This window comes from Acetobacter cerevisiae, from assembly GCF_001580535.1.
GTDB classification, from domain to species: domain Bacteria; phylum Pseudomonadota; class Alphaproteobacteria; order Acetobacterales; family Acetobacteraceae; genus Acetobacter; species Acetobacter cerevisiae.
Genome location: NZ_LHZA01000131.1, coordinates 1 through 24,545 on the forward strand (window position 1 = coordinate 1; position 24,545 = coordinate 24,545).

At 59.0% G+C, this 24,545-nt stretch carries 21 protein-coding genes and 1 tRNA gene; 10 read left to right on the forward strand and 12 right to left on the reverse strand.

What is annotated here, in order from left to right:
* Positions 1 to 247: 247 nt before the first annotated feature.
* Positions 248 to 1,864: an efflux transporter outer membrane subunit gene (locus AD928_RS05105; protein ID WP_082779754.1), complete on the reverse strand. Its 1,617-nt coding sequence runs from the start codon at positions 1,862 to 1,864 to the stop codon at positions 248 to 250.
* A 59-nt stretch (positions 1,865 to 1,923) separates the two neighbouring features.
* Here AD928_RS05105 and AD928_RS05110 point away from each other — a divergent pair, with 59 nt between their 5' ends.
* A complete protein-coding gene (locus AD928_RS05110; protein WP_062141280.1) occupies positions 1,924 to 2,595 on the forward strand; it encodes a TetR/AcrR family transcriptional regulator in 672 nt (223 codons plus the stop codon).
* A 105-nt stretch (positions 2,596 to 2,700) separates the two neighbouring features.
* On the opposite strand, the gene AD928_RS05115 is transcribed toward AD928_RS05110, so the two are convergent.
* From AD928_RS05115 to AD928_RS05140, 6 genes are all read right to left on the reverse strand, one after another.
* Positions 2,701 to 3,624, reverse strand: a complete 924-nt coding sequence (locus AD928_RS05115; RefSeq protein ID WP_062248783.1) for an FAD-binding protein — start codon at positions 3,622 to 3,624, stop codon at positions 2,701 to 2,703.
* 2 nt (positions 3,625 to 3,626) lie between these two features.
* Positions 3,627 to 4,376 (reverse strand): electron transfer flavoprotein subunit beta/FixA family protein, encoded by a 750-nt coding sequence (locus AD928_RS05120; RefSeq protein WP_062141284.1) that lies wholly within the window; start codon positions 4,374 to 4,376, stop codon positions 3,627 to 3,629.
* Between the two features lie 62 nt (positions 4,377 to 4,438).
* A complete protein-coding gene (locus tag AD928_RS05125; protein ID WP_062248785.1) occupies positions 4,439 to 6,076 on the reverse strand; it encodes an electron transfer flavoprotein-ubiquinone oxidoreductase in 1,638 nt (545 codons plus the stop codon).
* 138 nt (positions 6,077 to 6,214) lie between these two features.
* Complete coding sequence (locus AD928_RS05130; RefSeq protein ID WP_062248787.1) at positions 6,215 to 6,874, reverse strand: 2OG-Fe(II) oxygenase; 660 nt, start codon at positions 6,872 to 6,874, stop codon at positions 6,215 to 6,217.
* A gap of 150 nt (positions 6,875 to 7,024) precedes the next feature.
* On the reverse strand, positions 7,025 to 8,404 hold the full coding sequence (gene hemN, locus AD928_RS05135) for an oxygen-independent coproporphyrinogen III oxidase (protein WP_062248789.1): 1,380 nt from the start codon (positions 8,402 to 8,404) through the stop codon (positions 7,025 to 7,027).
* A 4-nt stretch (positions 8,405 to 8,408) separates the two neighbouring features.
* Positions 8,409 to 9,248, reverse strand: a complete 840-nt coding sequence (locus AD928_RS05140; RefSeq protein ID WP_062141292.1) for an OmpW/AlkL family protein — start codon at positions 9,246 to 9,248, stop codon at positions 8,409 to 8,411.
* 301 nt (positions 9,249 to 9,549) lie between these two features.
* On the opposite strand from AD928_RS05140, the gene AD928_RS05145 reads away from it, so the two are divergent.
* Positions 9,550 to 10,329: a Crp/Fnr family transcriptional regulator gene (locus AD928_RS05145; RefSeq protein WP_062248791.1), complete on the forward strand. Its 780-nt coding sequence runs from the start codon at positions 9,550 to 9,552 to the stop codon at positions 10,327 to 10,329.
* Here the strand turns inward: AD928_RS05145 and AD928_RS05150 are convergent.
* From AD928_RS05150 to AD928_RS05170, 5 genes are all read right to left on the reverse strand, one after another.
* Positions 10,309 to 11,847, reverse strand: a complete 1,539-nt coding sequence (locus AD928_RS05150) for an efflux transporter outer membrane subunit (protein WP_082779755.1) — start codon at positions 11,845 to 11,847, stop codon at positions 10,309 to 10,311. The genes AD928_RS05145 and AD928_RS05150 overlap by 21 nt on opposite strands.
* Positions 11,844 to 14,933 carry an efflux RND transporter permease subunit gene (locus AD928_RS05155; RefSeq protein ID WP_062248793.1) on the reverse strand — a complete coding sequence of 1,030 codons (3,090 nt, stop codon included), beginning with the start codon at positions 14,931 to 14,933 and terminating at the stop codon, positions 11,844 to 11,846. The genes AD928_RS05150 and AD928_RS05155 overlap by 4 nt, the downstream gene beginning before the upstream one ends.
* On the reverse strand, positions 14,926 to 16,029 hold the full coding sequence (locus AD928_RS05160) for an efflux RND transporter periplasmic adaptor subunit (protein WP_233419960.1): 1,104 nt from the start codon (positions 16,027 to 16,029) through the stop codon (positions 14,926 to 14,928). Before AD928_RS05160 ends, AD928_RS05155 begins: the two co-directional genes overlap by 8 nt.
* A gap of 384 nt (positions 16,030 to 16,413) precedes the next feature.
* The gene (locus AD928_RS05165; RefSeq protein WP_062248795.1) at positions 16,414 to 17,997 is read right to left on the reverse strand and encodes a Do family serine endopeptidase; all 1,584 of its coding nucleotides are present in this window, start codon (positions 17,995 to 17,997) and stop codon (positions 16,414 to 16,416) included.
* A 178-nt stretch (positions 17,998 to 18,175) separates the two neighbouring features.
* Positions 18,176 to 18,649, reverse strand: a complete 474-nt coding sequence (locus tag AD928_RS05170) for a nucleoside deaminase (RefSeq protein WP_061507709.1) — start codon at positions 18,647 to 18,649, stop codon at positions 18,176 to 18,178.
* 278 nt (positions 18,650 to 18,927) lie between these two features.
* Between AD928_RS05170 and AD928_RS15280 the strand changes: the two genes are divergently transcribed.
* The 8 genes from AD928_RS15280 to AD928_RS05205 all read left to right on the forward strand — a co-directional run bounded on the left by AD928_RS15280 (position 18,928) and on the right by AD928_RS05205 (position 24,182).
* Positions 18,928 to 19,056: a hypothetical protein gene (locus tag AD928_RS15280; RefSeq protein WP_264821298.1), complete on the forward strand. Its 129-nt coding sequence runs from the start codon at positions 18,928 to 18,930 to the stop codon at positions 19,054 to 19,056.
* 120 nt (positions 19,057 to 19,176) lie between these two features.
* A complete protein-coding gene (locus AD928_RS05175) occupies positions 19,177 to 19,905 on the forward strand; it encodes a gamma-glutamyl-gamma-aminobutyrate hydrolase family protein (protein ID WP_062248796.1) in 729 nt (242 codons plus the stop codon).
* A complete protein-coding gene (locus tag AD928_RS05180; protein ID WP_062141305.1) occupies positions 19,902 to 20,660 on the forward strand; it encodes a pseudouridine synthase in 759 nt (252 codons plus the stop codon). The genes AD928_RS05175 and AD928_RS05180 overlap by 4 nt, the downstream gene beginning before the upstream one ends.
* A 2-nt stretch (positions 20,661 to 20,662) precedes the next feature.
* Positions 20,663 to 21,298 (forward strand): 16S rRNA (guanine(966)-N(2))-methyltransferase RsmD, encoded by a 636-nt coding sequence (gene rsmD / locus AD928_RS05185; RefSeq protein WP_062248798.1) that lies wholly within the window; start codon positions 20,663 to 20,665, stop codon positions 21,296 to 21,298.
* Between the two features lie 149 nt (positions 21,299 to 21,447).
* Complete coding sequence (gene ssb, locus AD928_RS05190; RefSeq protein WP_062248800.1) at positions 21,448 to 22,044, forward strand: single-stranded DNA-binding protein; 597 nt, start codon at positions 21,448 to 21,450, stop codon at positions 22,042 to 22,044.
* Between the two features lie 78 nt (positions 22,045 to 22,122).
* Positions 22,123 to 23,439 (forward strand): O-antigen ligase family protein, encoded by a 1,317-nt coding sequence (locus tag AD928_RS05195; RefSeq protein WP_062248802.1) that lies wholly within the window; start codon positions 22,123 to 22,125, stop codon positions 23,437 to 23,439.
* Between the two features lie 189 nt (positions 23,440 to 23,628).
* On the forward strand, positions 23,629 to 24,042 hold the full coding sequence (dksA, locus tag AD928_RS05200) for an RNA polymerase-binding protein DksA (RefSeq protein ID WP_062248803.1): 414 nt from the start codon (positions 23,629 to 23,631) through the stop codon (positions 24,040 to 24,042).
* Between the two features lie 65 nt (positions 24,043 to 24,107).
* Positions 24,108 to 24,182, forward strand: a tRNA-Thr gene (locus tag AD928_RS05205).
* Positions 24,183 to 24,545: the final 363 nt, after the last annotated feature.

The following is a 24,545-nucleotide window of genomic DNA, read 5'->3' on the forward strand; positions in this document are numbered from 1 at the left end:
TTCCCGCCAGTTTTCAACGGGATAGCAGTTTTAGCCTTCTGCCGAATCACCTCTAAACCTTAACGGAATCGTTTTTGAGAGTAGCTCCGCAGGATGAGAGCTCCTCATTATAAAGGGGTAATGCCCCTCCTCCTAAAAGGATGCCCGCCTCAAGGCCCTATTTCCCGCCAGATCTCCGCCTTACAAATGCAAAACCCCCGACGTCTGCGACGCCGGGGGTTTTGAAGCACACTGACACAGCGAGCTCTTAGCTGTGCTGTGTCGCCTTAGATGTGGTTTTGCTGGCCTCAGGATAAGTCGTCTCCCAACCACCGCCCAGTGCATTATAAAGACGCACCAGATTATCCGAGATGACCGCCGTGCTATCTGCCAGCTGCGTCTGGGACGACAACAGGCGACGCTCTGTGTCCAGCACCTGCAGGAAGCTCTGCATCCCGTGGCGATACTGATCCTGCGCCAGCTGCCAGGACCGCTGGTCCGCCGCCACCTGAGCCTTGAGACTGAGGTTCCGCTTCTGCTCGGCCTCATAGGCTGTCAGAGCGTTATCCACCTCGCTCCACGCCTTGAGCACCGTCTTCCGATACCGGAGCGCTGCTGTTTTCTGAGACGCCTTCTTCATTTCAAGCTGACCGGTCAGACGGCCCCCCTGAAAGATCGGCAGAGAAATGGAGGGACCGACATTCCATGTCCGCGCACTCCAGAACCCGAGGTCCCGGAAAGAGAAGGACTGGAAGCCAAACCCGGCATCAATAGTGACTTTAGGATAGAAATCCGCTTCAGCTTGCCCGACTTCCGCCGTCGCAGCATGCAGTTCCGCATCAGCTTCCCGAATATCCGGGCGTCTGCGCGCCAGTTCAGACGGCAGCCCCACAGGCACAGCTGCGGGAACCAGAGGAATGGAAGCCGTCTGCGTCAGTTCCGCATTCAAACCACCCGGAGGCGCACCCATCAGCAGATTGATGGCGTTAATCTGCATGGCAATCCGCTGCTCAAACTGCGGAATGCTGGAATTAGTGCTTTCTACCTGTGAACGGGCGCTTTCCACATCCAGTTCACTCACCAGTCCGCTCTTATAGCGGGCGCTACTGAGATTGAGCATCTGCGTGGCGGCATCACGGTTGGCGATGGTGATCCGTAGCTGTTCCTGAAGACCGCGCAGCTCCATATAGTCCCGCGCCAGTTCAGCCTGACGGGCGATCAGGATACCGCGACGTTCTTCCATGGAGGCCGTCAGATAAGCCTTGGCCGCTTCATACTGCCGACGGACACGGCCCCACAGATCGACCTCCCAGCTCGCCTGAAGGCCATCCTGCCACTGGTTGAGCAAAGGAATGGAGACATTGGCAGACTGGGAGGACAGAAGAGCGCCCATCCCTTCTGGCGCATTCTGACCAATCCGCTCTACAATGCGGATGAGCTGTTTACTGCTATACTGCGCACGCTTGTAGGAGCCAGATGCGGCAAGATCAGGGAATCGCTCGGCTCCGGCAATCAGCAACTGCCCGCGGCTAACTGCGAGCTGTTCCGTCGCCTGCAGGACATCAAGGTTTTCTGAGGCCAGGCGTTTTTCAAGAGACGTCAGTTCCGGGTCCTGAAACACGGACCACCATTCCGGGTCAGGCGCCTGTGTGCTAGGCACACTCAGAACACGGGAAGCCCCTTCCAGTTTGGCATACTGCCATTCTGCCGGGGTCCATGTGGCTGGCTTTTTGTAATCCGGGCCTACCATGCACCCACCCAGCGCTAAAGCCAGAACTATGGTGCCTGCCCCCGACACATACCGTTTCGCCACCTGATCGCTCCTAACGAAAGTCCGTATTCTTACTACCCGGTTCTTGCACTGACCGACCGGTTCGGTCAGCATGCCAAACTATCGTTTTTCAATGTTGCGTCAATCATCATACTTGGGAATAACACCACACAATGTCTGTCTCCCCTTCTAAGCCCGTGATGGTGACCCACCTCTGCACCGGGGAATCTGAGGCCAAGCGCCAGCAGATTCTAACCGGAGCAAAAGCTGTTTTTGCCGCACATGGCTTTGAAGGCGCCAGTATGTCCGCCATTGCGCGTGAGGCAGGCGTTTCCAAGGGCACGCTGTATAATTACTTTGCCAACAAGTGCGACCTGTTTGCCGCCTTTGTGGAAAAGAACTGCCGGGAAAAACTCGAGGTTCTGGCCCCGGTGCAGAAATTAAGCCTGTCTCCGGAAAAGACGCTGACGGCTCTGGCCCGGGAGATTATCAGGCTGATCATCTCACCTGAAAGTCTGATGCTCTACCGGATTATTGTCTCCGAAGCGCCGCATTTCCCACATCTGGCCACAACCTTCTGGCAGAGTGGCCCCAAAAGGGCGATTGAAACCCTGTCTGGCTGGATTGAAGGACAGGTAGCGCAGGGCACACTGAACGTGGATGACCCTGTTTTTGCAGCAGAGCAGTTTTTCTCACTCTGCCAGACGCGCATTGCGCACCGGAAACGCTTCAATATGCCGTTTGATAATGAGGCTGAAGACGAAGAAAAGGTGATTCACGCTGCCGTTCGCATGTTTCTGGCGGCCTATGGCGTCAAGCCTTCTGAAGCCCCCGCCGCAGACTGAGCCCCTCAATACATTCCAAAAAACAAAAAGCCTGTGTGCTCTGAGTAAGAGCGCACAGGCTTTGATCTCTAACGACCCGGAAATCCGTGCCGCAGAAATGATCGTTTAGTTCAGCGCCTCGGTCAGAGCGGGCACGATCTCGAACAGATCCCCCACAATGCCGTAATCGGCGACCTGAAAGATCGGAGCTTCCGGATCTTTGTTGACGGCCACAATCACGCGGCTGTCTTTCATACCGGCCAGATGCTGGATCGCGCCGGAAATACCGAATGCCAGATAGAGCTCCGGAGCCACGATCTTCCCGGTCTGCCCAACCTGGAATTCGTTCGGCACAAAGCCCGAATCCACAGCTGCACGGGATGCACCGATAGCAGCACCCAGCTTGTCAGCCAGCGGTTCCAGAACGTGGAATTTTTCTTCGCTCTGAAGGCCACGGCCACCGGAGACAACCACGCGGGCGGATTCCAGTTCCGGACGCTCGGAATCGGACAGGTGAACTGCCACGAATTCAGAAACATTCGGGTTGGTTGCAGGCACAACCGTTTCAATCGGAGCGGACCCGCCTTCTGCCGGAGCGGCATCAAAGGCGGAACCACGCACCGTCAGAACCTTTTTGGCATCGGACGAACGCACAGTAGCCAGCGCATTACCTGCATAGATCGGGCGCACGAAAGTTTCGGCGTCCACAATGCTGACCACTTCCGGGATCGGCTGCACATCCAGCAGGGCGGCAGCGCGCGGCAGCACGTTTTTGCCCACAGCGCTCGCCGCGGCAACAATCTGGTCATACCCGCCAGCAAGCGAGACAATCAGGGCTGCCAGAGGCTCAGCCAGTTCATGCGCATACTGTGCATCAGCAGCATGCAGAACCTTGGCAACACCCGGAATAGCGGCTGCGGCCCGTGCCACGGCGACATCACCCGCCACCAGCACATGCACGTCACCCAACTGAGAGGCGGCGGTTACGGCAGAAAGGGCAGACTTTCTGATCCGGCCCTCTTCATGATCGAGAAGAACAAGAGCGGTCATGATCAGATCACCTTTGCTTCGTTACGCAGTTTTTCAACCAGCTCACCCACGGAGCCAACCTTCACACCAGCCTGACGCTGCTGCGGTTCCGCTACGGACACCACCGTGAGGCGGCGGGTCATGTCTACGCCGAGGTCTTCAGCCTTCAGCGTTTCCGTCGGCTTTTTGCGGGCCTTCATGATGTTGGGCAGAGAGGCATAGCGCGGTTCGTTCAGACGCAGATCCGCCGTCACAACAGCCGGCAGTGCCAGAGAGACATCTTCCGTGCCGCCATCGATTTCACGGCTGACCTTCACGCGGCCATCCGCAACTTCAACCTTACCGGCAAACGTGCCCTGACCCCAGCCGAGCAGACCAGCCAGCATCTGGCCGGTTGCGTTCATGTCATCATCAATGGCCTGCTTGCCAAGAATGAACAGACCCGGCTGTTCTTTCTCGTTAATCGCCTTCAGCACCTTGGCAACAGCCAGAGGTTCCGGGCTTTCTTCAGACAGAACCAGAATGGCGCGGTCTGCGCCCATGGCCATGGCGGTCCGCAGCGTGTCCTGTGCCTGCTGCACCCCGATGGAGACAACGACAACTTCAGACGCAACGCCCTTTTCCTTGAGACGCACTGCTTCTTCTACAGCAATCTCATCAAAGGGGTTCATCGACATCTTGACGCCAGTGGTTTCAACACCGCTGCCGTCCGCCTTAACACGCGGTTTGATGTTGTAATCAACAACCCGCTTTACAGGTACTACAATCTTCATGGCTTCTTTCGCTTGCAGACGCAGGATCGTTCAAACGTTGCTTACCGTACTTTGCAACAAAATCACATACCAGCAGGATAATTAGGACCACCACCGCCTTCGGGCACAGTCCAGTCAATATTCTGGGTTGGATCCTTGATGTCACAGGTTTTGCAATGCACGCAGTTCTGCGCGTTAATTTGCAGAGCCGGCGCTGTGGCTTCATCCACCACTTCATACACGCCAGCCGGGCAATAACGGGCTTCCGGTGCACGGAACACATCCCAGTTAACCGTTTTCCACAGGGACGGATTGCGCAGGCGCAGATGCACCGGCTGATCTTCCTCATGGTTGGTGGCGGACAGGAAGACGGAAGACAGGCGGTCAAACGTCAGCGTGCCATCCGGTTTGGGATAGTTCGGCTTTTCACACAGGTTTGCTGCTTTCAGGGTCTCGTTGTCCTGATGCTTGAAATGCAGCGTCCACGGCGCACGGCCACGCAGAAGCATGGCGTCCAGCGCGGCATAAACTGCTCCACCCTTCATGCCAAAATGCGCGAAAGCCGGACGGACATTGCGGGCTGTGCGCAGTTCTTCCCACAGCCAGCTGTCTTTAACACGCTGCGTGTAAGAGCCGGGCTCAACCCGATCCGTCTGCATGGCCTCAACAACAGCGTCCGCGGCCAGCATGCCGGATTTCATAGCCGTATGCGTGCCCTTGATTTTGGGCATGTTCAGGAAGCCTGCGGAATCGCCAATCAGAGCGCCACCAGGGAAGGTCAGACGCGGGATGGCCTGCAGGCCACCTTCTGAAAGAGCGCGTGCGCCGTAGCTGACGCGACGGCCGCCTTCCAGATGCTTGCGGAACGCCGGGTGCAGTTTAAGGCGCTGCATTTCGTCGAACGGAGAAAGCCACGTGTTGGGATAGTCCAGCCCGACCACAAAGCCGTAGGACACCAGATTTTCACCAAAGTGGTAGAGCCAGGCACCGCCATAGGTGTTGTCATCCAGCGGCCAGCCAAAGCTGTGCTGAACCAGACCGGGGCGATGATTTTCCGCGGGAATTTCCCAGACTTCCTTGATCCCAAGCCCGTAGGTCTGCGGGTCCACACCCTTGCGCAGGTCGTAATGCTCCATGACCTGCTTGGTCAGGGAACCACGGCAACCTTCTGCAAACAGCGTATAACGCCCGCGCAGTTCCATGCCCGGCTGGTAATTAGGGCCTTCTGCACCGTCTTTGGTGATACCCATGTCCCCGGTGGCCACACCAACCACGCGGTTATTTTCAATCAGGACTTCAGCGCCAGCAAAGCCGGGGTAAATTTCCACACCCAGCTCTTCGGCCTGCGTAGCCAGCCAGCGGCAGACTTCACCCAGACTGACAATATAATTGCCGTGATTGGCCATGTGCGGCATCAGCCGGTCCAGCATGGGCACGCGCAGGCTGCGGGTTTCGGTCAGATAGAGCATCTCTTCTGACGTCACCGGTGTGTTCAGCGGTGCACCACGGTCCTGCCAGTCCGGCAGAAGCTCAGCCAGAGCCCGTGGCTCAATGACAGCGCCGGAGACGATATGCGCCCCGATTTCGCTGCCTTTTTCAATCAGACAGACGCTTGTTTCCGGTGAAAGCTGGCGCAGGCGAATAGCCGCAGCCAACCCGGCCGGTCCGCCACCAACGATGACGACATCAAACTCCATCGACTCACGCACAGATTCACTCATTCCCGTTCACAGCCCCCGTTGAGATCTCGGCGAGGCCTTCCTAAAGCCGATTTAACGCGGAATTGCAAAAAAACAGCCGTAGCAGACCCCGGATTCTGCCTGAAAATCCGTGTCTGAAGCCTTATTTTCAGTTCTGTTTCAGGCAGAAGCCACTGGCACACGCGGTCCAAAGGCCAGCTCATGCACGGCACGCCATGCTGGGTCGACAAAATTGACGATCAGCGTACGGCGTGTGCCCTCGATAGGCCGCTTAACAAAGCCATGCCATGTTTTGTCAGACGGAATGAACAGCACACCGGAATTGAACGCGCCAGACGCCCGCGTGACGGACTTGCCGTCCGGCGACATAAGGTCCGTACCCCATGCATGCTCTTTATCGTTTGTGGACAGCGAGATCAGCAGTGTGAGTCTTTTCGCACCAATATCAGTGTGTGGTTCCAGCCAGAAGCCATCCGTGTCCAGACACAACTCCAGCCGCAGGGCAGAGTCGTCCAGTTCTGCGCCACAAACATCTTTAAAGACCTTGCGCGCGGCCTCGCTATCCAGCAGGTGCGCCATCCGGTCCAGCCGCGCATCCTTCGCGCGGGTTGCGGGGTCTACAAACACGCGGAACTTATTACGGGTCTCACGACGGCCGCCGACATCACCAGCCCGCGCTTCATCACCCGGTTCCCATTCCAGCAAGGCATCGCAGGCGTCTGGTTCCAGAACGGACTCCAGCATCCAGTGCGTAAACGGGACCTGTGCAGGCTGCATGGTAGCCAGCTTTTCTGTCAAAGCGGGGGCGTCAGAACGCATCTGTTCTGTCCTTCAGCTGTGATGCGGGTTCCTGCCCTTAAGAAGAATACCGTTCTTTTTTATGGCATCCGGGCGGGGAAAGTTCTCTCTCCATGCGCCAAAACACGCGCACGATCAACTGATGCCTCAACGGGCAAAGCCCGTGAAGGTTCAGAGTGCCGTGGCAAAACGGGGTTGAGGAGTACTCCCCGGCGTGGCGGAAGAAAGGGTCTGGCGGCGCGTATCAAACACGGCAGCTACATTCCGCAGGAAAGGCCGTCCTACTTCCGTCACCCGCACGCAGCTGCCGTCTATCTGCACGAATCCGTCCTGCACGAATGGCTTGAGGGCGGCAGATTCTACCGAAAAATCATACGCAGCGGCAGGACCCGCCTGAAGGTCCACCTGCATGGTACACATCAGGTCTTCAATCAGATGACCACGCAGTTTGTCTTCTGCCGTGCGAGCCACGCCACGCGCAACAGGCAGGCCATCCTGATCCGCGAGAGCGCGGACATACGGCGCAACAGCTGTGATGTTCTGGGTATAGCCGTCCGGCAACATGGAAATAGCAGACGCGCCCATTCCCAGCAGCACGGTAGACGAATCGGTCGTATAACCCTGAAAATTCCGGTGGAGCGCCCCCGCCTGTGCGGCCTGAACCAGCGTATCGTCCGGCAGGGCGTAATGGTCGAGCCCGATGGGCACGTACCCTTCCGCACACAAAACCTCTTCAATATGGGCGCGCTGACGCAGGCGCTCAACGGGCGGCGGCAGAGCTTCTTCGGGGATCAGACGCTGGCGCTTCTGCTTCCACGGCACATGCGCATAACCAAACACTGCCAGACGGCTAGGCCGGAGAGACGCGATTTTACGCGCCGTGGCGGCAACACTCTCTTCCGTCTGATACGGCAGGCCATAAATCAGATCGACATTTACACCGGACACACCGGCGGCACGCACGGCGTTGATACAGTCTTCCGTCTGGGCAAAGGACTGATGGCGGCCACAGGCCTCCTGCACTTTTTCTTCCAGATCCTGCACACCAAGGCTGATGCGGGTGAAACCGAGGTCACCCAGCAGTTGCGGGTACCCTGCCGGCACATGCCGGGGGTCAAGCTCCATCGCCAGTTCGGCGCCCGGCTCAATCCGGAAAAACTGACGCACACTGCGCAGCACCTGCCGGAGCGAGGCCGCAGGCAGCGTGGAAGGGGTCCCACCCCCAAACTGAAGATGTTTGACTGACCGCTGCGGACCCACCAGCGCCACGACACGGCGCAGTTCCTCACGCAGCAAATCTCCGTAAGCCATACGCCCGTCTTCATGGCGCATGACGGATGTATTGCACCCGCAGAAGCGGCACAGTTCATCACAGAACGGAACATGGAAATAAAGAGAAACCGGCTCATCCGCCGGGAGGGCGCGCAGCCATTGTTCGGCCTGCGCAGGCCCGACCGCATCCGTAAAGCTGGCTGCGGTCGGGTAGCTGGTGTAGCGCGGCAGGTTTCCGCCGTAACGGAGAACCAGATCAGATAAGGATACCGCGCTCATACCATTAGAACCGGTAAGCGATACCAGCGGAGACCACGGTCGGGTCCAGAGATTCGTGTGCACGAACGCGCAGCGTTTCTGCAGGATTCTGAACCCATGCATGCATACGGACAAACATCTGCTTGACGTCTGCGTTGAAGAACCAGTTACCAACCAGCTGATAGTCAAAGCCAGCATTGACAGACGGACCACCGGTAAAGCCGGAGTTCAGCTTGGTCAGACCCAGCGGGCTACCAGCATTGCCCTTCATGTTATGGAACCACATTGCCGTAACACCCACACCCACATACGGGTTGAAGCGCTTATGCGGACGGAAGTGCCATGCGAAGGTCAGCGTCGGCGGCAGCACCCAAGCACTCCCGACGTCCAGCTTGCGCGGGCCACCCAGAGACGGAACATCGCTCCCCAGCGCAGCCACTTCGTGACGGGTGCTGGTGGCAATCAGGTCAACAGAGATGTTGTCCGTCAGGAAGTATTCCAGCGTCAGTTCAGGCATTGCCTGGTTGGTGGTGGACAGGTGCGTGTTGCGCAGGGGAATGGTCGCACCACCGGCATGCAGAGCCACGTTGCTGTCACGGTCCTGCGGCAGAACGCCCACACCGGACAGGCGGATCATGAAGTCACCTTTGCCCAGACCGATCTTGGTGCTGGCGCAGGTTTCAAAAATCCCGCAATGGCCGCTGCCCGGACGCGGAGCAGCCGGAATTTTGCTCATGACCGGAGCATTCACATAGGTTGCGTTCGGGGATGCCGGAGCAGCAACCTGTGCCTGAGCCGCGGCCGTGCCAGAAACCGCAGCCACACCCGCCGCAAGGGCTGTAAATAAGGAACGAAGCTTGACCATACCTGTTACTCTTCCAACTGCGCTGTAAGTTTATGAGTGGGGAGAAATCACGCGCAGAGGCCGGTCACCATGATTTAGATCAAACCCACATCATGATGGGGCGAAGAGTGTGTTATTTAAACCACAGCGCACAACACAACTCTGATATTCGTTTAAAACATCCTTGCGAGTAGAGATTTTCGAGAGCTGTCGTTGAGTTATATCAACAATAACCTAATATTTACGATAGATTTCCCTGACACAGGCTTTTCCGGATAATCCTCGCATCCGCAAGAGTCGGCTTTGCCGGACCCATACCTTCATGCCGCCTGCTCCCCATTCACGGACACAGTCCATACCGCTCAGGCGCAGGTTTACGCCTGAAGCCCGGACTGATCTTCATCGTTGTCTTGTCTGTGAAATTCGCGAACACAGCGTGTGCAACGGCATTGATGACACTGAGCTGGCCATCCTCGCACAAGCCTCAAAACGGCTGACACTGCCGCCCGGCACAGCCATGATTGAAGAAGGCACACCCGCACTGTCCTTCTTCAACGTGACATCCGGCACGGTCAAACTGTTCAAATCCCTTCCGGATGGCCGCCGCCAGATTACGGGTTTTGCAGATGTCGGGCACTTTCTTGGCCTGACCACAGCCAGGACCTATTCCTTTGGCGCGGAAACGGTGGATACCGTGCAGGTCTGCCGTTTTCTGCGCCCTCAGCTGGAAACATTGCTGACGGATTACCCGCAGTTTGAACGCAGGCTGCTGGATGAAGTGACGGACGAACTGGCGGAAGCGCAGGAACAAATGCTGCTGCTGGGCCGCAAGACGGCGCGCGAGCGCGTCGCCAGTTTCCTCTTAAACCGCATGATGCCACCAGCCCCCTCCGGGCAGGGCAAAACCGAAGGCCGTCTGGTCTCTCTCCCCATGACACGGGTCGATATTGCGGATTATCTGGGTCTGACCATTGAAACGGTGAGCCGCACGATCAGCGCCCTCCGGCGTGAGCAGACCATTACCGGCACCGATAATCACGGGATCCGGGTGCTGTCCGTCACGCGCCTGCGGGACCTCGCCTCAGGGCAGGATAGTCGCTAACCCTTTATCCGGATGCCAGGACGGCGTGCGCGGCGCGTCCGGCTCCTTGCTGTTCCACCAGCCCCCACCCAGAGCCTGAAACAGCGCAACTGTATCTGACAATCTATCCGCTCTGGCCTGTGCCAGAGCCAGCTGAGCCTGAAGCTGGGTCTGCTGCGCCTGAAGCATAGAAACCTCACTCACATCGCCAAGCCGATACTGCGCCTGTGCAATATGCCAACTCTCTGCAGCTGCGGTAGCGGCGGAAGCATTGGCACCCAGGGCCGTGGCATCGGAACGTATCGCGGTGAGCGTATCCGCAACATCCTGCAAAGCCGCAATAATGGTTGTGCGATAATCGGCTGCCGCCTGATCATACTGCGCGCGGGCCGCATGTTCCTGATGCCGCAACAGACCGCCATCAAACAGCGGCTGGGTAATCATGGCAGCGATTTCCCACTGCCCAAACCCCGGTGAGGCCATCTGCGCGATGGACGCCGCAGCAAAACCCGGCGTTGCCCCAAGCTGCACATTGGGCAGGCGGTTTGCGACTGCGACGCCAACCTGCGCACAGGCGGCGTGCCAGTTGGCCTGCGCTGTGCGGATATCCGGGCGCTGCTCAATCAGGCGAGCAGGCAGACTGACCGGCAAATCAACCGGCAGACTCAGACTCTCCAGCGTAAAGCTCGGCTCCGGCGCATCCGGCGCATCCCCCACCAGAGCCGCAATAAGGTGCTTTTGCTGCTCCAGCTGCTTTTGCAACGGGGCCAGAGTGGCTTCGTTTTGCGCCAGAGAGGCGCGCTGCATGGCCACATCATTGCGGGAAAACTGCCCGACCTGCTCCTGCCGTTCTGCCGAAGTCAGCAAGGTCCGCTGCAACGCCACCAGAGACTGAGTGGCTTCCAGCTGCGCATTGAGTGCTGCGTAATCAATCGCCGCCTGCACAACGGAAGAGGTGAGCGTCAGATAAACCGCTTCCAGCTGGTCACGCTGGGCATCGCGCAAGGCTTTTGCGGCTTCCACCCCACGGCGCACACCGCCCCACAAATCCGGCACATAGGAAATATTCAGCTGCGCCGTATGCACGGTGTAAAGCCATGCGTTGCTGTTTGGCACGGGTGAGTATGTGCGGGAGGTCTTGTTCCGTGTCGGGTTGAAGCTCCCGGAAATGGACGGATACAGCGCGCTCTGCTGGGCCAGACGGTTTTCATTGGCCGCAGCCAACGCGTCCCGCGCGGATTCCAGAGACGGATTCTGGTCAAGCGCACGCCGTACCAGCCTGTCCAGATCCGGCGAATGGAACAGCGCCCACCATTGCGGCGGAATATCCTGCCCCGGATGGAACACCTGCACCACGCTCTGCGGGCCAGCAGCAGCGGCTTCAGCTGAGCCGGCCACAGGTTGCGTGCTGCTGCCTTTCCCGGCCTGCCCATACTCGGTGGGCGCTGGCGGCGCGGGTTTTTTAAAGTCCGGGCCTACGGCGCACCCACTCAAAGCCAGAGCTGTAGCTGCCCAGAGTATCAGTTTATTTGGCATCATCGCGCAGGTCCCCGTGCGGCTGCCCGGCGCTCACACCACGCTTCCAGCTCGTAATAGAATGTCGGCAGGATAAACAGCGTCAGAATCGTCGCGATCCCCAGACCGCCGACCACCACGGTCGCCAGACCCCGCTGCACGTCCGTGCCAATGCCGGTTGCCAGAGCGGCGGGCAGCATACCCATGCTGGCGACGGTGGCCGTCATCAACACAGGGCGGAAGCGTTCACCCGCCCCTTCCAGCACGGCGTCATACAAGGGCACACCCTGGGACCGATGCCGGTTGATGTTGGAAATCATGATGATCCCGTTCTGCACCGCCACGCCAAACAGCGCGATAAAGCCAACGGCGGTCGCCACGTTCAGGGTTTCACCCCGGACCTGTAGCGCGACCAGACCACCCAGCAGAGCCAGCGGCACCACAGCCAGAATCAGCACAGCCTGCCGCAGAACACGGAATTCCGCAAAGAGCAGAACTAGCATGACGATCAGCATGATGCCCAGCGCCACACTCAGGCGCGCCTGTGCGCGTTGCTGCTGCTCAAACGCGCCGGCCCATTGCAGACGATACAGGCTGGTGTCGAAATGCACCTGTGCGGCAATTTTCTTCTGCGCTTCCGCCATATAGTCGGACAGAGGCCGCTTGCCGTTATCCACGCGCAGGGTGATCTGCCGCTCCGTCATTTCATGCGAGATTGTGCCTTCACCGGTTTTCAGGCTGATCTGGGCAACCATTTCCAGCGGGATCTGCGCGCCATTGGCCGCCGTCAGCGGGAGATGCGCCAGAGAGCGCAAATTGCTGACTGTGGCCGGAGGCACGCGCACCGTCATATTGTAGGTGCGATCTGCAATATAGATTTGAGAGACCGGGCCATCGCCAATCGCATTGCCCACCACGGCCATGATGTCGGCAACAGAAATACCATAACGGGCGGCAGCAGGCCGGTCCGCCACAATGTTGAGTTCCGGAATTTCCGGCTCCTGAAAGACGGACGCTTCGGTCGTGCCCTTCACGGTTTTCAGAACATCGACAATCTGGTTGCCAATCCGCCGGATTTCCCGTGCATCATTGCCATAAACGCGCAGAACCAGCGCAGAATGCGCGCCGCCGACCTGATCGTTCATACCATCGGCAATCGGCTGGCTGATGCCAAAATCAATACCCGGAATTTTCGCCAGACGTTCATGCAGTTTGGCGACAAACTGAGCCTTTGTCTCGCCATGCGGCCAGGTGTTATACGGCTTGAGGCCCACGGGCACTTCGATGTGTGACGGGGTCCACGGGTCCGTGCCAGAATCATTCCGGCCCAGCTGGGTTACGGCGTAAGAGGTTTCTGGGAACGTATAGATGGCATGGCGTACTTCATCCGCCATGGCTCCGGCTTTTTCCAGTGAGAGGCCGGAGGGCAGCTGAACCTGGAGCCACAGCGCACCTTCATCCATTTCCGGTAGAAATTCGCGCCCGGTATTCATGCCCAGCACGACCACCAGCACAAAGGCAATCACGGCACCGATATAGGCCAGCAGAGGACGGCGCATGGCGTGGGCCAGACCGTCATGGTACAGATGGTGCAGCTTTTCCAGCGGCTTGTTATGGAAAATCTTGTGCGGCTTGCGCATAGCCAGAAAAGCCAGCGAAGGCGTAAGCACAATGGCGCTGAGCAGCGCACCCAGCAGGGCAAAACTGACGGTAAAGGCCATGGGCCGGAACAGCCGCCCTTCCGCGCCTTCAAACGCAAAGAGCGGACTGTAAGCGACAATAATTACCAGCGTAGAAAATACGATCGCGCGGCCCACATGTTTTGTCAGCCCTTCCACATCATCCAGAGACATGGTGCGGCCCGGTTCTGCTTCACGCAGGCGCAGGATGGATTCCGTCACCACAATCGCGCCGTCCACAATCACCCCGAAGTCAATCGCACCGAGGGAGAACAGGTTGGCGGGCATGCCGAGCAGGCTCATGATGAGAAAGACCGTCGCCAGCGCCAGCGGAATGGTTACTGCTGCCACCAGCGCACTCCGCGGGCTGCCAAGGAAGAGAATGAGGATGACAAAAACCAGCCCCACCCCTTCCAGAACCGTATGGGTCACTTTCTCCGTAGTGGCATTCACCAGAACGTCGCGGTCGATATAGGGCACAATCCGCACACCCTGCGGCTCCAGCTGCTTTTGCAACTCCGCCACACGGGCATGCAGCAGATTCAGCACCTTCGAGGCGTTCTCGCCCGAGACCATGCTGACAATGCCCTCAATGGTATCCGGGTTTCCGTTTTTCCCCAGAATCCCTTCCCGCACCTGATGTCCAAGCTGCATCCGGCCCAGTTCCCGCAGGAAAACCGGGGTGCCGTCATGCTGGGTCACGGGGATATCGCCCATTTCCTTCAGCGAATGGATCATGCCCATGCCGCGGACAATGTAGGACTGCTCGCCCCGCGCCACACGGCCACCGCCGGCGTTGATGCTGCTGCTGGTAATAGCCGTCAGAACATCATTCACCCCCACGTGGAAGCGGGAGAGAGCGGCCGGATCCAGAAGCAACTGATATTCCCGCGTGAAGCCGCCAAAATTGTTAATGGCCGCAACACCCTGCACTTTTGTCAGGGCAGGCACCACAATCCAGCGCTGAATTTCAGACAGCTGCATCAGATTCTGGCTGTCTGATTCCAGCGTGTAGCGGTAAATTTCACCCGATGGGCTGGTGACAGGCCCGAGGCTGGCCGTCACCCCCGGCGGCAGCGTGACCTGCGCCAGCTGTTCCGTCACACGCTGGCGGGCGGCGTAAACATTCACGCCATCCCGAAAAATCAGATTGATAAGCGAGAGGCCAAACGTGCTGCTGGAACGGCTGTTGGACAGCCCCGGCGTGGCCGCCAGCTGGCGTTCCAGCGGAATGGTGATCAGCTGCTCCACTTCCTCCGCAGCCAGCCCTGAGCTTTGGGTCGTGACCTGAACGGACACGGCCCCGAGGTCGGGATAGGCTTCAACCGGAAGATCTTTCCAAGCCCAGCCGCCCCACAGGGCCAGCACCGCCATCGCCACAAAAACAATACGGCGTTCCCGCAGGCAGGCCGCAATAATCCGTTCAATCATCGTTCAGCAAAACCCCACCGCGCGTCACGATGCGGTCTCCGGCACTCAGGCCGCTCAGAACCCGTGTATCTTCACCTTCGTCGTAGGAAATACCAACCTTGCGCCGCTTGAACGTCCAGGGCGCGGTTTCCACAAACACCGTCACGTTGTCATTATTCATCAGCAGGGCCGACTGCGGCACCATCAGGCCCGGCGGCTGCTTGAGCTGGATATTGACCGTTGCGAACATATTGGGATGCAAGTCTTCATCCGGGTTCGGCAGCGGAATCATGGCCCGCAGACGGCGCGTTTCGGGCCGCAGATCCGGCTCAACGGTGGCGATTTCTCCATACAGCACCACCCCGTCCCGCGCAGGCAGGGTGAGGGAAACGGACTGGCCAATATGGATCTGGTCCACATCGGCTTCCGGCACATCGGCCACGGCCCAGATTTCCGAGAGGTCTTCCACACTCAGCAAGGGCGCAGTGATGTCCGTCACGTTCTGGCCGGGCGCCATGCTGACAGCAGACACCACGCCGTCCACCGGGGAGCGCAGGACCAGCTTGCCGCCTGCTGCCGCGGTATCATCAAAAGAGCTCAGACGATCCTGCGCGCGGCGTTCTTCCGCCTGCGCCTGCACCAGAGCAGCGCGTGCGGCCTCAACATCCCGCGTGGCAGCCCCACCAGCCTGTTTGACCTGCTGAGCGCGCGCCATCGCAGCCTGCGCCAGCACCAGTCCGGCGCGTGCTTTTTCTTCATCCGTGGTGGCCTGCGCCATATCCCCGGCAAGCAGGGTCGCCAGCGGCTGGCCGTGCTTGACATGCTGACCGGGCACGACATTCAACGCCACAATGCGCCCGGTCACGGGTGCCAGAATGGGCACCTGCCGGGCAGGTTCCGTCACAATGGCGCCGGGAACGGACAGGGTATCCTTCGGGACAACAACCTGTACAGCCTCAACCCCCAGCCGCTTCCGCAGCGGCGAGCCCTCCGGCACGCTCAGGCTGCCATCCTGCCCCACAACAAGCGGGGTTTTCTCCGCCCATGCCGGGGTATTTGCCAGACACGCCAGAGCACAAAGCAGGCCAAACACGCGCCGACCCACCCGCAACCGCATAGGAACCACCCGTCCGGCTCGCATCACGCAACCCTGCACGGCAGATCAGAAAAATGAGTGAGTGTCATTGGGCGGATCGCTCCCACTTTATGAATTACGCAGGAGATACCCGCTCAGAACCTAAGCAAACAAGCCCCGAGGCTGGAGCATAGCTTTATTGCATTTGACGCATTAAGCGGATCTTGCTGAAAATTTCATCCACAAAACATCGAATGTAATCAAAATTTTACAATGTTTTTGAGCTTCAAGGCTCTTCAAAGGCTATTTTTTACGGTTTTTAGAAATAATACCACCCTGACAACACAAAAAAACGCTGGCCCCTTGCAGAGCCAGCGTTTTGCGAGACCGGATCTTGATGCCCGGTCTTAGACGATGAAAGCCGTCTTACTGGTCGTCATCATCCCCGCCATTAGAAGAGGAAGAATCAGACCCATCCCCCGTGCCATCCGGGGAAATGGCGATAAACAGAGACTGCCCATCCCGCAGCACCCGGAGAAGAACGGGTTTTTTAGCTGCCAGCGCTCCGCGCACAGCCGTAACAGCCGCCCGTGGGGAATCGACGTTCTGGTTATTGACGGACTGGATCACATCGCCGGGGCGAATACCGGCCTGATCCGCCGGGGAACCGGGCTGCACATCATTCACCACCACACCATGCACATCACTACCCAGACCGAGCTGGCGACGGATATCGCCACTCAGCGGCGTGAGCGACACACCCAGATGCTGGCCTGAGGACGCGTTGCCCTCTATCCCACCATCGTTGGAAGCTTTGGCGAGGTTGCCGATCTTGACCGTCAGCGTCTGCGGTTTGCCGCCGCGCAGGTATCCGATTTTGGCGTCCGTCCCCGGAGCCACAGAAGCAACACGCACCGCCAGATCATGCGGAGAGGCAACTTTCTGGCCGTTGAAGTCGGTCACAACGTCTTCCGCCTTCAGGCCTGCCTTTTCTGCCGGGCTGTCCGGGCTGGTGCTGGCCACCAGCGCACCGGCAGGCGGCGCACCCGGAGCCGGAACAGGCATGTTCAGGGCTTTCGCCATAGCGGGGGAAATGACCTGAGCGTTCACGCCCAGATAGCCACGGACCACATGGCCGGTCTTGCGCAGTTGGTCTGTCACGCTGCGCACGGTGTCAGACGGAATAGCAAAGCCGATGCCAATGGACCCACCGCCGGAGGGAGAGAGAATGGCGGTATTAACCCCCACCACCTTGCCATCCTGCGTGAACAGCGGACCACCGGAGTTACCGCGATTGATGGGCGCATCAATCTGGATGAAGTTGTCGTACGGACCTTCATTAATGTCACGCCCACGGGCGGACACGATCCCTGCCGTGACAGTGCCACCCAGACCATACGGGTTCCCAACGGCCACAACCCATTCACCGGGCTGCACATCGTCAGATTCGCCCAGCTCGATAAAGGGCAGCTTCTGGGACGACGTGACTTTCAGAAGGGCCAGATCCGTCTTGCCATCACGGCCAATAATCTTGGCGGGCAGCGTGGTGCCATCATCCAGCGTGACGGTGACCTTGGTGGCCCCTTTCACAACATGGTTGTTGGTGACGACGTAACCATCGGCTGAGATCAGAAAGCCAGACCCGCGGGCTTCAATCTGCTGGCGGGACTGCTGGGGAGCCATCTGGAACGGGAAGGGAAAAGGAAAGGGCATGCCGCCCATACCGCCCATTCCCCCCATGCCACCGCCTTCACCCTCAACAGCATCAGCCTTGATCATGGAGGTGATGGAGACAACGGCAGGTTTGACCTGTTTGACCAGATTCACAAAGTTTGGAAGCGTCTGGACCGGGCTGCTCGGCTTGATGGCCCCGGCATCCTCAGCATAGGCAGCATGGAGGCCAGCCGGCCCTGTGCCCATCGTCCCTACAAAGGCTGCACCAGCCAGAAGGGCCAGAAGTGTCTTGCGGCTAGTCCGCCCGAAAAACTTGGATACAGATTTTTCCGACATCACGATTCCGACTGTTCCCTTAAACTCTTGCCAACAGGGTCAATCCCCGCCGGGGCGCATGATTCAGACCATCAGGCCAGATATCATACGCTTCTGCGGTTAACATGGTTCCTTGATAACAAAAACAAAAGGTCGCCCGGCAGGAACACCCTTATTTATCTTACTCTTGTAACATGCGTCAGAGCGCGGAAGAGGCCTCACTCTCCCGCTCCCGCAACGTCTGGAAAAAGGTTTTGAGCAAAGCGGCAGAGTCGCGCTCCCGCACACCGCCGATAATTTCCGGCCTGTGCAGCGCCTCGGCGCGAAAGGGCAGACGCGGCCCATGTTCCACGCCACCGCCTTTTGGGTCATACGCACCAAACAGCACGCGCCCGACGCGGAAATGCGCCAGCGCCGCTGCACACATGGGGCACGGCTCCAGCGTGACGACAAGCGTGCAATCCGCCAGCCGTTTGCCGCCCCGCGCCGCCGTTGCTGCGCGCATCACCAGCATTTCCGCATGGGCGGAGGGGTCATGCAGTTCTTCCACGCGATTGCCCGCCTGAGCCAGCACGGTGCCATCCGGCCCCAGCAAGACCGCGCCAACAGGAACTTCCCCTCTTTGCGCTGCGTTCTGCGCCTCGCAAAGTGCTAATTCCATCCCGTTTTTCATCGGTGCATGCCTCTTTTTGCTCCTGCTGGCTGTGCCGTAAACCGGTTTAGTCCCTCAGCTAAAAGGAGAAACTCACCAAATATTTCAAGCCTCACTCGCCGTTCGATAAATTACGTCTTTTTGCCTTATTTCAAACGGTCGTTTTTCCTTGCAAAAGCGCGATCTTCTCTGTCATCATGCCTTATAGATGCCATGATCTGTTCTGTAACAGACATGCAACTGACACCATGTTGTCAGGGAATTCTGCCCTGACCCAGATAGCGGAAAGGATTAGTACAATGCACAGTCTGTCTCTCATCCTCGCCGCCGCTGCGATCGGCCTCGGCCTTGCCGTTGTAGACCGGACGGGGAATGAACCCGCAGCAGCAGCCTCCCACGTCCAGCGGGTTTCTCTGCTTCCGGGTTGATGTCTGCGGTCTTTCTGCCGCTTTCAGAAGACGTTTGTGTTTATCCCCGTGCAAACCGTCGCCGGGTGTGGCACCTGATACGCTTCATCCGGCTTTTTCTGAAAAAAGACACCCGAGTTCATGACTGCACGCCGCCCTGTTATCGGCATTACGCTTGACCATGAGGCGGGCGGACCAGACCGCTATTCCCGATTCCCGTGGTATGCTCTGCGGGAAAACTATATGTCCGCTGTTGCGACGGCGGGCGGTTTGCCGGTGGCTCTGCCGCTTTTCCCGCAGCTTGCCACCGAGTATCTGGACCAGATTGACGGGCTGCTGATCACCGGCGGCGCGTTTGATATTGATCCATCCCTGTATGGTGAGGCCGAGCGCCACAGCAGCGTGACCCTGCGCCCGGTACGCACGCAAGCCGAACAGGCTTATCTGGCTGGCGCCATGCTGCGCAAAATGCCAGTTCTGGGCATTTGTGGCGGCATGCAGCTTCTGGCCGTGGCCCTCGGTGGCACGCTGATCCAGCACATCCCCGAGTCCTGCCCCACGGCCCTCCCGCACGAGCAACCTAATCCGCGCGATGAAGCCAGCCATACAGTGCATCTGGAGCCGGATACGCTGCTGGCGCGCTGCGTGGGGCGGTCCCGCATGGCCGTTAATTCCTCCCATCATCAGGCCGTGCGCACACCCGGACGCGGGATTATCAATGCCCTGGCAGAAGATGGACTGATTGAAGGGGTGGAAGACCCCACCCTTCCGTTTTGCCTCGGGGTGCAATGGCATCCGGAATTTGGCATAGACCCGGGTGACCGGAGCATTTTTAGCGCCTTTGTACAGGCAGCAGGAGAACAAGAGTGACGCAGGAAACGCGTGGAGAACGCATCGCCAAATGGCTGGGCCGAACCGGTGTTGCCAGCCGGCGTGATGCCGAGCGGATGATTGAAGAAGGACGGGTGAAGCTGAATAATCAGCCCGTCACGCATCCCGCCACGTTTGTCACTTCCGACGACATTGTGCAGGTGGACGGCAAGATTGTGGACCACCCCCAGCGCACCCGCCTGTGGCGCTACCACAAGCCGGACGGACTGGTGACGACGCATAAGGACCCGGAAGGCCGCCCGACTGTTTTTGCCTCGCTGCCGGAAGGCATGCCGCGCGTCATCAGCGTGGGCCGGCTGGATCTGAACAGTGAAGGCCTGCTGCTGCTGACCAATGATGGCGAACTGGCCCGGCGGCTGGAACTGCCCAACAATGGCTGGCTGCGGCGCTACCGTGTGCGCGTGTTTGGCGTGGTGGATGAGGCCCGTCTGGCGTCCCTCGCCAACGGCAGCGTGTTCGAGGGTGTGCGGTATGGGCCAATTGAAGCCGGGCTCGATTCCCGCAAGGGCGATAACGCCTGGCTGACCGTGTCCCTGCGTGAAGGCAAGAACCGCGAAATTCGTAAGGTGATGATGGGCCTGAACCTGCACGTCAGCCGCCTGATTCGCACCAGCTACGGCCCCTTCCAGCTCGGAACCCTGCAGCGCGGCGAACTGGAAGAAGTGCCCGGCAAGATCCTCCGTGAGCAGATGCCCAGAGCGCCAGAGAAAACTGCTGGCAAGAAGGCCCGCTAAGCATGCGGATTATTGCAGGGGCTCGCAAAGGCCGGATGCTGGCCGCCCCACCCGGTACCACAACCCGCCCCACGGCGGACCGGGTGCGGCAGGCGCTATTCGATATGCTGCTTCATGCCCCATGGGGAGGCCCGGACCTGCTGACCAACGCGCGCGTGCTGGATACATTTGCAGGCACGGGCGCTCTCGGGCTGGAAGCACTCTCACGCGGGGCAGAACACGCCACGTTTTTTGAGAATGACCGCGCCGCCCTCTCCGCCCTGCGTACCAATATTGCAGGTTGCAAGTGGGAGGACCGGAGTAAGGTCATCCCCCGGGACGTCACCAAGCCCACGCGCGCGCCGGCCCCATGCTCCCTGCTGTTTCTGGACCCGCCCTATCGGCAGGATCTGCCTGCCCGGACACTAGCCGCCCTGCACGCCCAGGGCTGGATTGCACCCGGCGCCATTGCGGTGATTGAAACCGCCGCGCAGGAACCGCTGCCGCTGCTAGAGAAAAATGCGGACGGCACGACACGCCTGCCGGAAACCGCGCCCGTCAGTGAGGATGAAGAAACTCCACCTCCCCCGGCCTATGCGGGCACATTGCTGGCGGAACGACGGCATGGGGCCGCGCGTCTTACTGTCTGGCAGCTGTAAGCGCGTCCCCAAACGCTCCCATCCGATTGAGGTGCGTCCGCCCGGCTCGCCATTTTGGAGATAGAATCAAACCAGAACTGGCGACGGGCGCAGGAGTGCGCTACACGGGCTGGATACTCTTTTTATTGTTTTAGAAAACGGGGTCATTGATGGCTGGTAGCGTCAACAAGGTTATTCTGGTGGGCAATCTGGGCAAAGACCCGGAAGTCCGCACCAGCCAGAGCGGCATGAAAATTGTCTCTTTTTCTGTCGCCACCAGTGACACATGGAATGACCGCGCCTCCGGTGAACGCCGGGAACGGACGGAATGGCACCGTGTGGTCATTTTCAATGATCGTCTGGCCGACGTCGCAGAACGCTTCCTGCGCAAAGGCCGCAAGGTCTATCTGGAAGGCGCTTTGCAGACCCGCAAATGGACCGATCAGTCCGGGCAGGAACGCTACACGACCGAAGTGATTGTTGAGCGGTTCCGTGGGGAACTGGTTCTGCTCGACAGCCGCAGCAGCGGTGAGGGTGAAGAGTCCGGCGGCTTTGGCGGTGGCAGCAGCAGCTACGGCGGCGGGAATGGCGGTGGTGGTTACGGCGGCGGAAGCGGCGGTGGCTATGGTGGTGGCAATCAGGGCGGCGACTTTGGCGGCTCTTCCGCTCCGCGCCAGAACGCGCCGGCCCGTGGCCCGGCCGGCGGCAATGCGGGCGGCTGGGATGCCCCCGGCAACAGTGATCTGGACGACGAAATCCCGTTCTGATCGGCCTATGGGTCTGACAGTCCCTCCCCCGGCCTTTTGCCGGGGTGATGCGGTCTGTCTCAACGGGAATTTTCCGTAATGACACCTGCATCTTCTGTTCCCCACTCTTCCGGCCGCCTTGCAGCGGCGCTGACGCTGTGTGGAACAGGGGGCACTTTTCTTCTCCCCCTCCTCTTTTTTTATAGTCGCGCGCTCAGCGATGTGGCGGCGACCGTTATCGCCTGCCTGTTCCTCCTCTACTCCGCTCTGCAGAAAGACTGGCAGTGGATACGGAAGGACTGGCTACGCCCGGCTGCCGTGTTCTGCGGGCTCTGCCTGATCTCCTCCCTTTATATCGGCCAGAAAGGCGCATGGGTTCAGGCATTATGTCTGCCGCGTCTCTTCCTGCTCACCGCCGCCATGGAAAGCTGGATTCTGGTCCCGGCCTCCCGCCGTAAGACACTGGCCGCCATTTTGTTTGTGCTGGCCCTGTGGCTGATCGGCCAGTGCTGGAAACAGTATCTGACCGGCACCAACCTGCTGGGCTACCCCCCGGCGGATGATGGTGCTCTGACCGGCCCCTTCGTGAAGCCACGGGCCGGATTTACGCTGCTCATGCTTTTTTTCCCGGCCCTGATGCCGGTGGTTTTACGCGCGTTTTATACCAAGCGTCTGCGCCCATGGATTGGCGGCGTGGCGCTGCTGGTGCTGAGCGTGACCACCATGGTGCTGATTGGCCAGCGGATGAGCAATGTGCTGCTCCTCTTCGGCCTGATGCTGACCGCCCTGATGATCCCGCGCTTTCGCGTGCCATTCGCCTTCGTGCTGGCTGGCGGGGCGGGGCTGGTAGCCAGCCTGCCCGATATCTCCCCGCGAACATATGCCAAGCTGGTGCTCAAATTCTCCAACCAGTTGCACCATTTTACTCAGAGCGATTACGGCAAGCTATATCGTACTGCTGTGACAATGATCGTCTCGCACCCCTGGATTGGGCTGGGCATGGATGGCTTCAGAAACTTCTGCCACACCCCCCTCCACACCAATGCCCTGACCGCCATCGGCCTGCCTCCGCTGGATAGTGACACCGCACAGGGCTGCAACATCCACCCCCATAATTATTATCTGCAGATTGCCACCACCGCCGGGCTGCCAGGACTGGTGGCGTTTGCATGGATGATCTTCTGCTGGCTGCGCACAGGCTTGCTCGCGCTCGCCCCGGTCCGAAACCCGCAGCAGGCCATGCTGTTTGTCATGTGCTGTGTGGTGCTATGGCCGGTAGCCTCCACCAGCGCCCTGTTCTCCTTCCCCACCGCAGGCTGGGTTTTCCTGTTTGCCGGCTGGCTTCTGGCCACCTCGGAGCCGCGCAACTCCTCCCAACAGAGCAGCGCCGCTCCATCAGTTTTTAAGAAAATCTAAATATTTCCTTTTATTAGCGGCCTGCTCCCATACTATTTCTTGGGCATATCCAGCGGCCTGCATGCCTATGCTGTCCTTTTTCTTCCGCTAAAATCTCATAATGTTCTTGGCGTTCGGGGTGCACACCGCTATAAGCCGCGTCATTCTTTCAAGGCAGGTGTCCTGTCATTGCAAAGGCTGACAACTGACATGATTACTCTACCGCCAGACTATCGCCCGTCCGACAATGAAGAGTTCATGAACCCTCTTCAGACGGAATATTTCAAACAGAAACTCCTGAAGTGGCGTGCTGAACTCCTGAAAGAGGCCGGGGATACGCTTGCCAGCCTTTCTGAAGGCGGCATTCATGAAGCCGACATTACAGACCGTGCCAGTGTGGAGACAGACCGTGCGCTGGAGCTGCGCACCCGTGACCGTGCCCGTAAGCTGATCGGCAAGATCAACCTTGCCCTCCAGCGCATTGAGAACGGCTCCTACGGCTATTGTGAGGAAACGGGTGAGCCGATCACTCTGCGCCGACTGGAAGCCCGCCCGATTGCGACCCTGTCCATTGAGGCGCAGGAACAGCATGAACGGATGGAAAAAACCCATCGTGACGATTAATTCCGCTTTTTAAGCGGAAACAGACTTGCGGCGTTCGGCGTGAACAGCTAGAACGCCGCCAGCGGGCTGCTGTAGCTCAGTGGTAGAGCACTCCCTTGGTAAGGGAGAGGTCGACAGTTCAATCCTGTCCAGCAGCACCAGCTTTCTTCTTTTTTTAAATTGCAAGACAGCCCGCCCTTCAGCCCGCTTAGGGACTGTGGGACCGATGTGCGTGTTTGGCGCACTCTCTCTTTATCTCTTTAATGTGCGGCTCTTTGCCTCCCCGTGGGTAAACCTGTGGATAACGGGTGCAACCTCGGTGCGCGACTCAGAAAACCAGTGAAAAGCGACTCCAGAGGCTGTGGATAATTAACTGGATTTCTTATTTATCCCTAGGGAAAACGCTGGTTCACTACGCATCACCCAAGGTTGATACCCTCAGGAGCCTGTACGCACACGCACTGTGAGCTGGTGATAAAAAAAGGGGGGCTGAATCACAGCCCCCTCTTCCATCCGTCTGATCA

Excerpts from the sequence above, each read along its gene's own strand:
- AD928_RS05125 (WP_062248785.1), bottom strand. The coding sequence starts at position 6,076 with ATGAGTGAATCTGTGCGTGAGTCGATGGAGTTTGATGTCGTCATCGTT.
- ssb (WP_062248800.1), top strand. The coding sequence starts at position 21,448 with ATGGCTGGTAGCGTCAACAAGGTTATTCTGGTGGGCAATCTGGGCAAA.
- AD928_RS05160 (WP_233419960.1), bottom strand. The coding sequence starts at position 16,029 with ATGCGGTTGCGGGTGGGTCGGCGCGTGTTTGGCCTGCTTTGTGCTCTG.
- AD928_RS05145 (WP_062248791.1), top strand. The coding sequence starts at position 9,550 with ATGCCGCCTGCTCCCCATTCACGGACACAGTCCATACCGCTCAGGCGC.
- AD928_RS05175 (WP_062248796.1), top strand. The coding sequence starts at position 19,177 with ATGACTGCACGCCGCCCTGTTATCGGCATTACGCTTGACCATGAGGCG.
- AD928_RS05155 (WP_062248793.1), bottom strand. The coding sequence starts at position 14,933 with ATGATTGAACGGATTATTGCGGCCTGCCTGCGGGAACGCCGTATTGTT.
- hemN (WP_062248789.1), bottom strand. The coding sequence starts at position 8,404 with ATGAGCGCGGTATCCTTATCTGATCTGGTTCTCCGTTACGGCGGAAAC.
- AD928_RS15280 (WP_264821298.1), top strand. The coding sequence starts at position 18,928 with ATGCACAGTCTGTCTCTCATCCTCGCCGCCGCTGCGATCGGCCTCGGC.
- AD928_RS05170 (WP_061507709.1), bottom strand. The coding sequence starts at position 18,649 with ATGAAAAACGGGATGGAATTAGCACTTTGCGAGGCGCAGAACGCAGCG.
- AD928_RS05150 (WP_082779755.1), bottom strand. The coding sequence starts at position 11,847 with ATGATGCCAAATAAACTGATACTCTGGGCAGCTACAGCTCTGGCTTTG.
- AD928_RS05115 (WP_062248783.1), bottom strand. The coding sequence starts at position 3,624 with ATGACCGCTCTTGTTCTTCTCGATCATGAAGAGGGCCGGATCAGAAAG.
- AD928_RS05165 (WP_062248795.1), bottom strand. The coding sequence starts at position 17,997 with ATGTCGGAAAAATCTGTATCCAAGTTTTTCGGGCGGACTAGCCGCAAG.
- AD928_RS05120 (WP_062141284.1), bottom strand. The coding sequence starts at position 4,376 with ATGAAGATTGTAGTACCTGTAAAGCGGGTTGTTGATTACAACATCAAA.
- AD928_RS05140 (WP_062141292.1), bottom strand. The coding sequence starts at position 9,248 with ATGGTCAAGCTTCGTTCCTTATTTACAGCCCTTGCGGCGGGTGTGGCT.
- AD928_RS05130 (WP_062248787.1), bottom strand. The coding sequence starts at position 6,874 with ATGCGTTCTGACGCCCCCGCTTTGACAGAAAAGCTGGCTACCATGCAG.
- dksA (WP_062248803.1), top strand. The coding sequence starts at position 23,629 with ATGATTACTCTACCGCCAGACTATCGCCCGTCCGACAATGAAGAGTTC.
- AD928_RS05105 (WP_082779754.1), bottom strand. The coding sequence starts at position 1,864 with ATGCTGACCGAACCGGTCGGTCAGTGCAAGAACCGGGTAGTAAGAATA.
- AD928_RS05195 (WP_062248802.1), top strand. The coding sequence starts at position 22,123 with ATGACACCTGCATCTTCTGTTCCCCACTCTTCCGGCCGCCTTGCAGCG.
- rsmD (WP_062248798.1), top strand. The coding sequence starts at position 20,663 with ATGCGGATTATTGCAGGGGCTCGCAAAGGCCGGATGCTGGCCGCCCCA.
- AD928_RS05110 (WP_062141280.1), top strand. The coding sequence starts at position 1,924 with ATGTCTGTCTCCCCTTCTAAGCCCGTGATGGTGACCCACCTCTGCACC.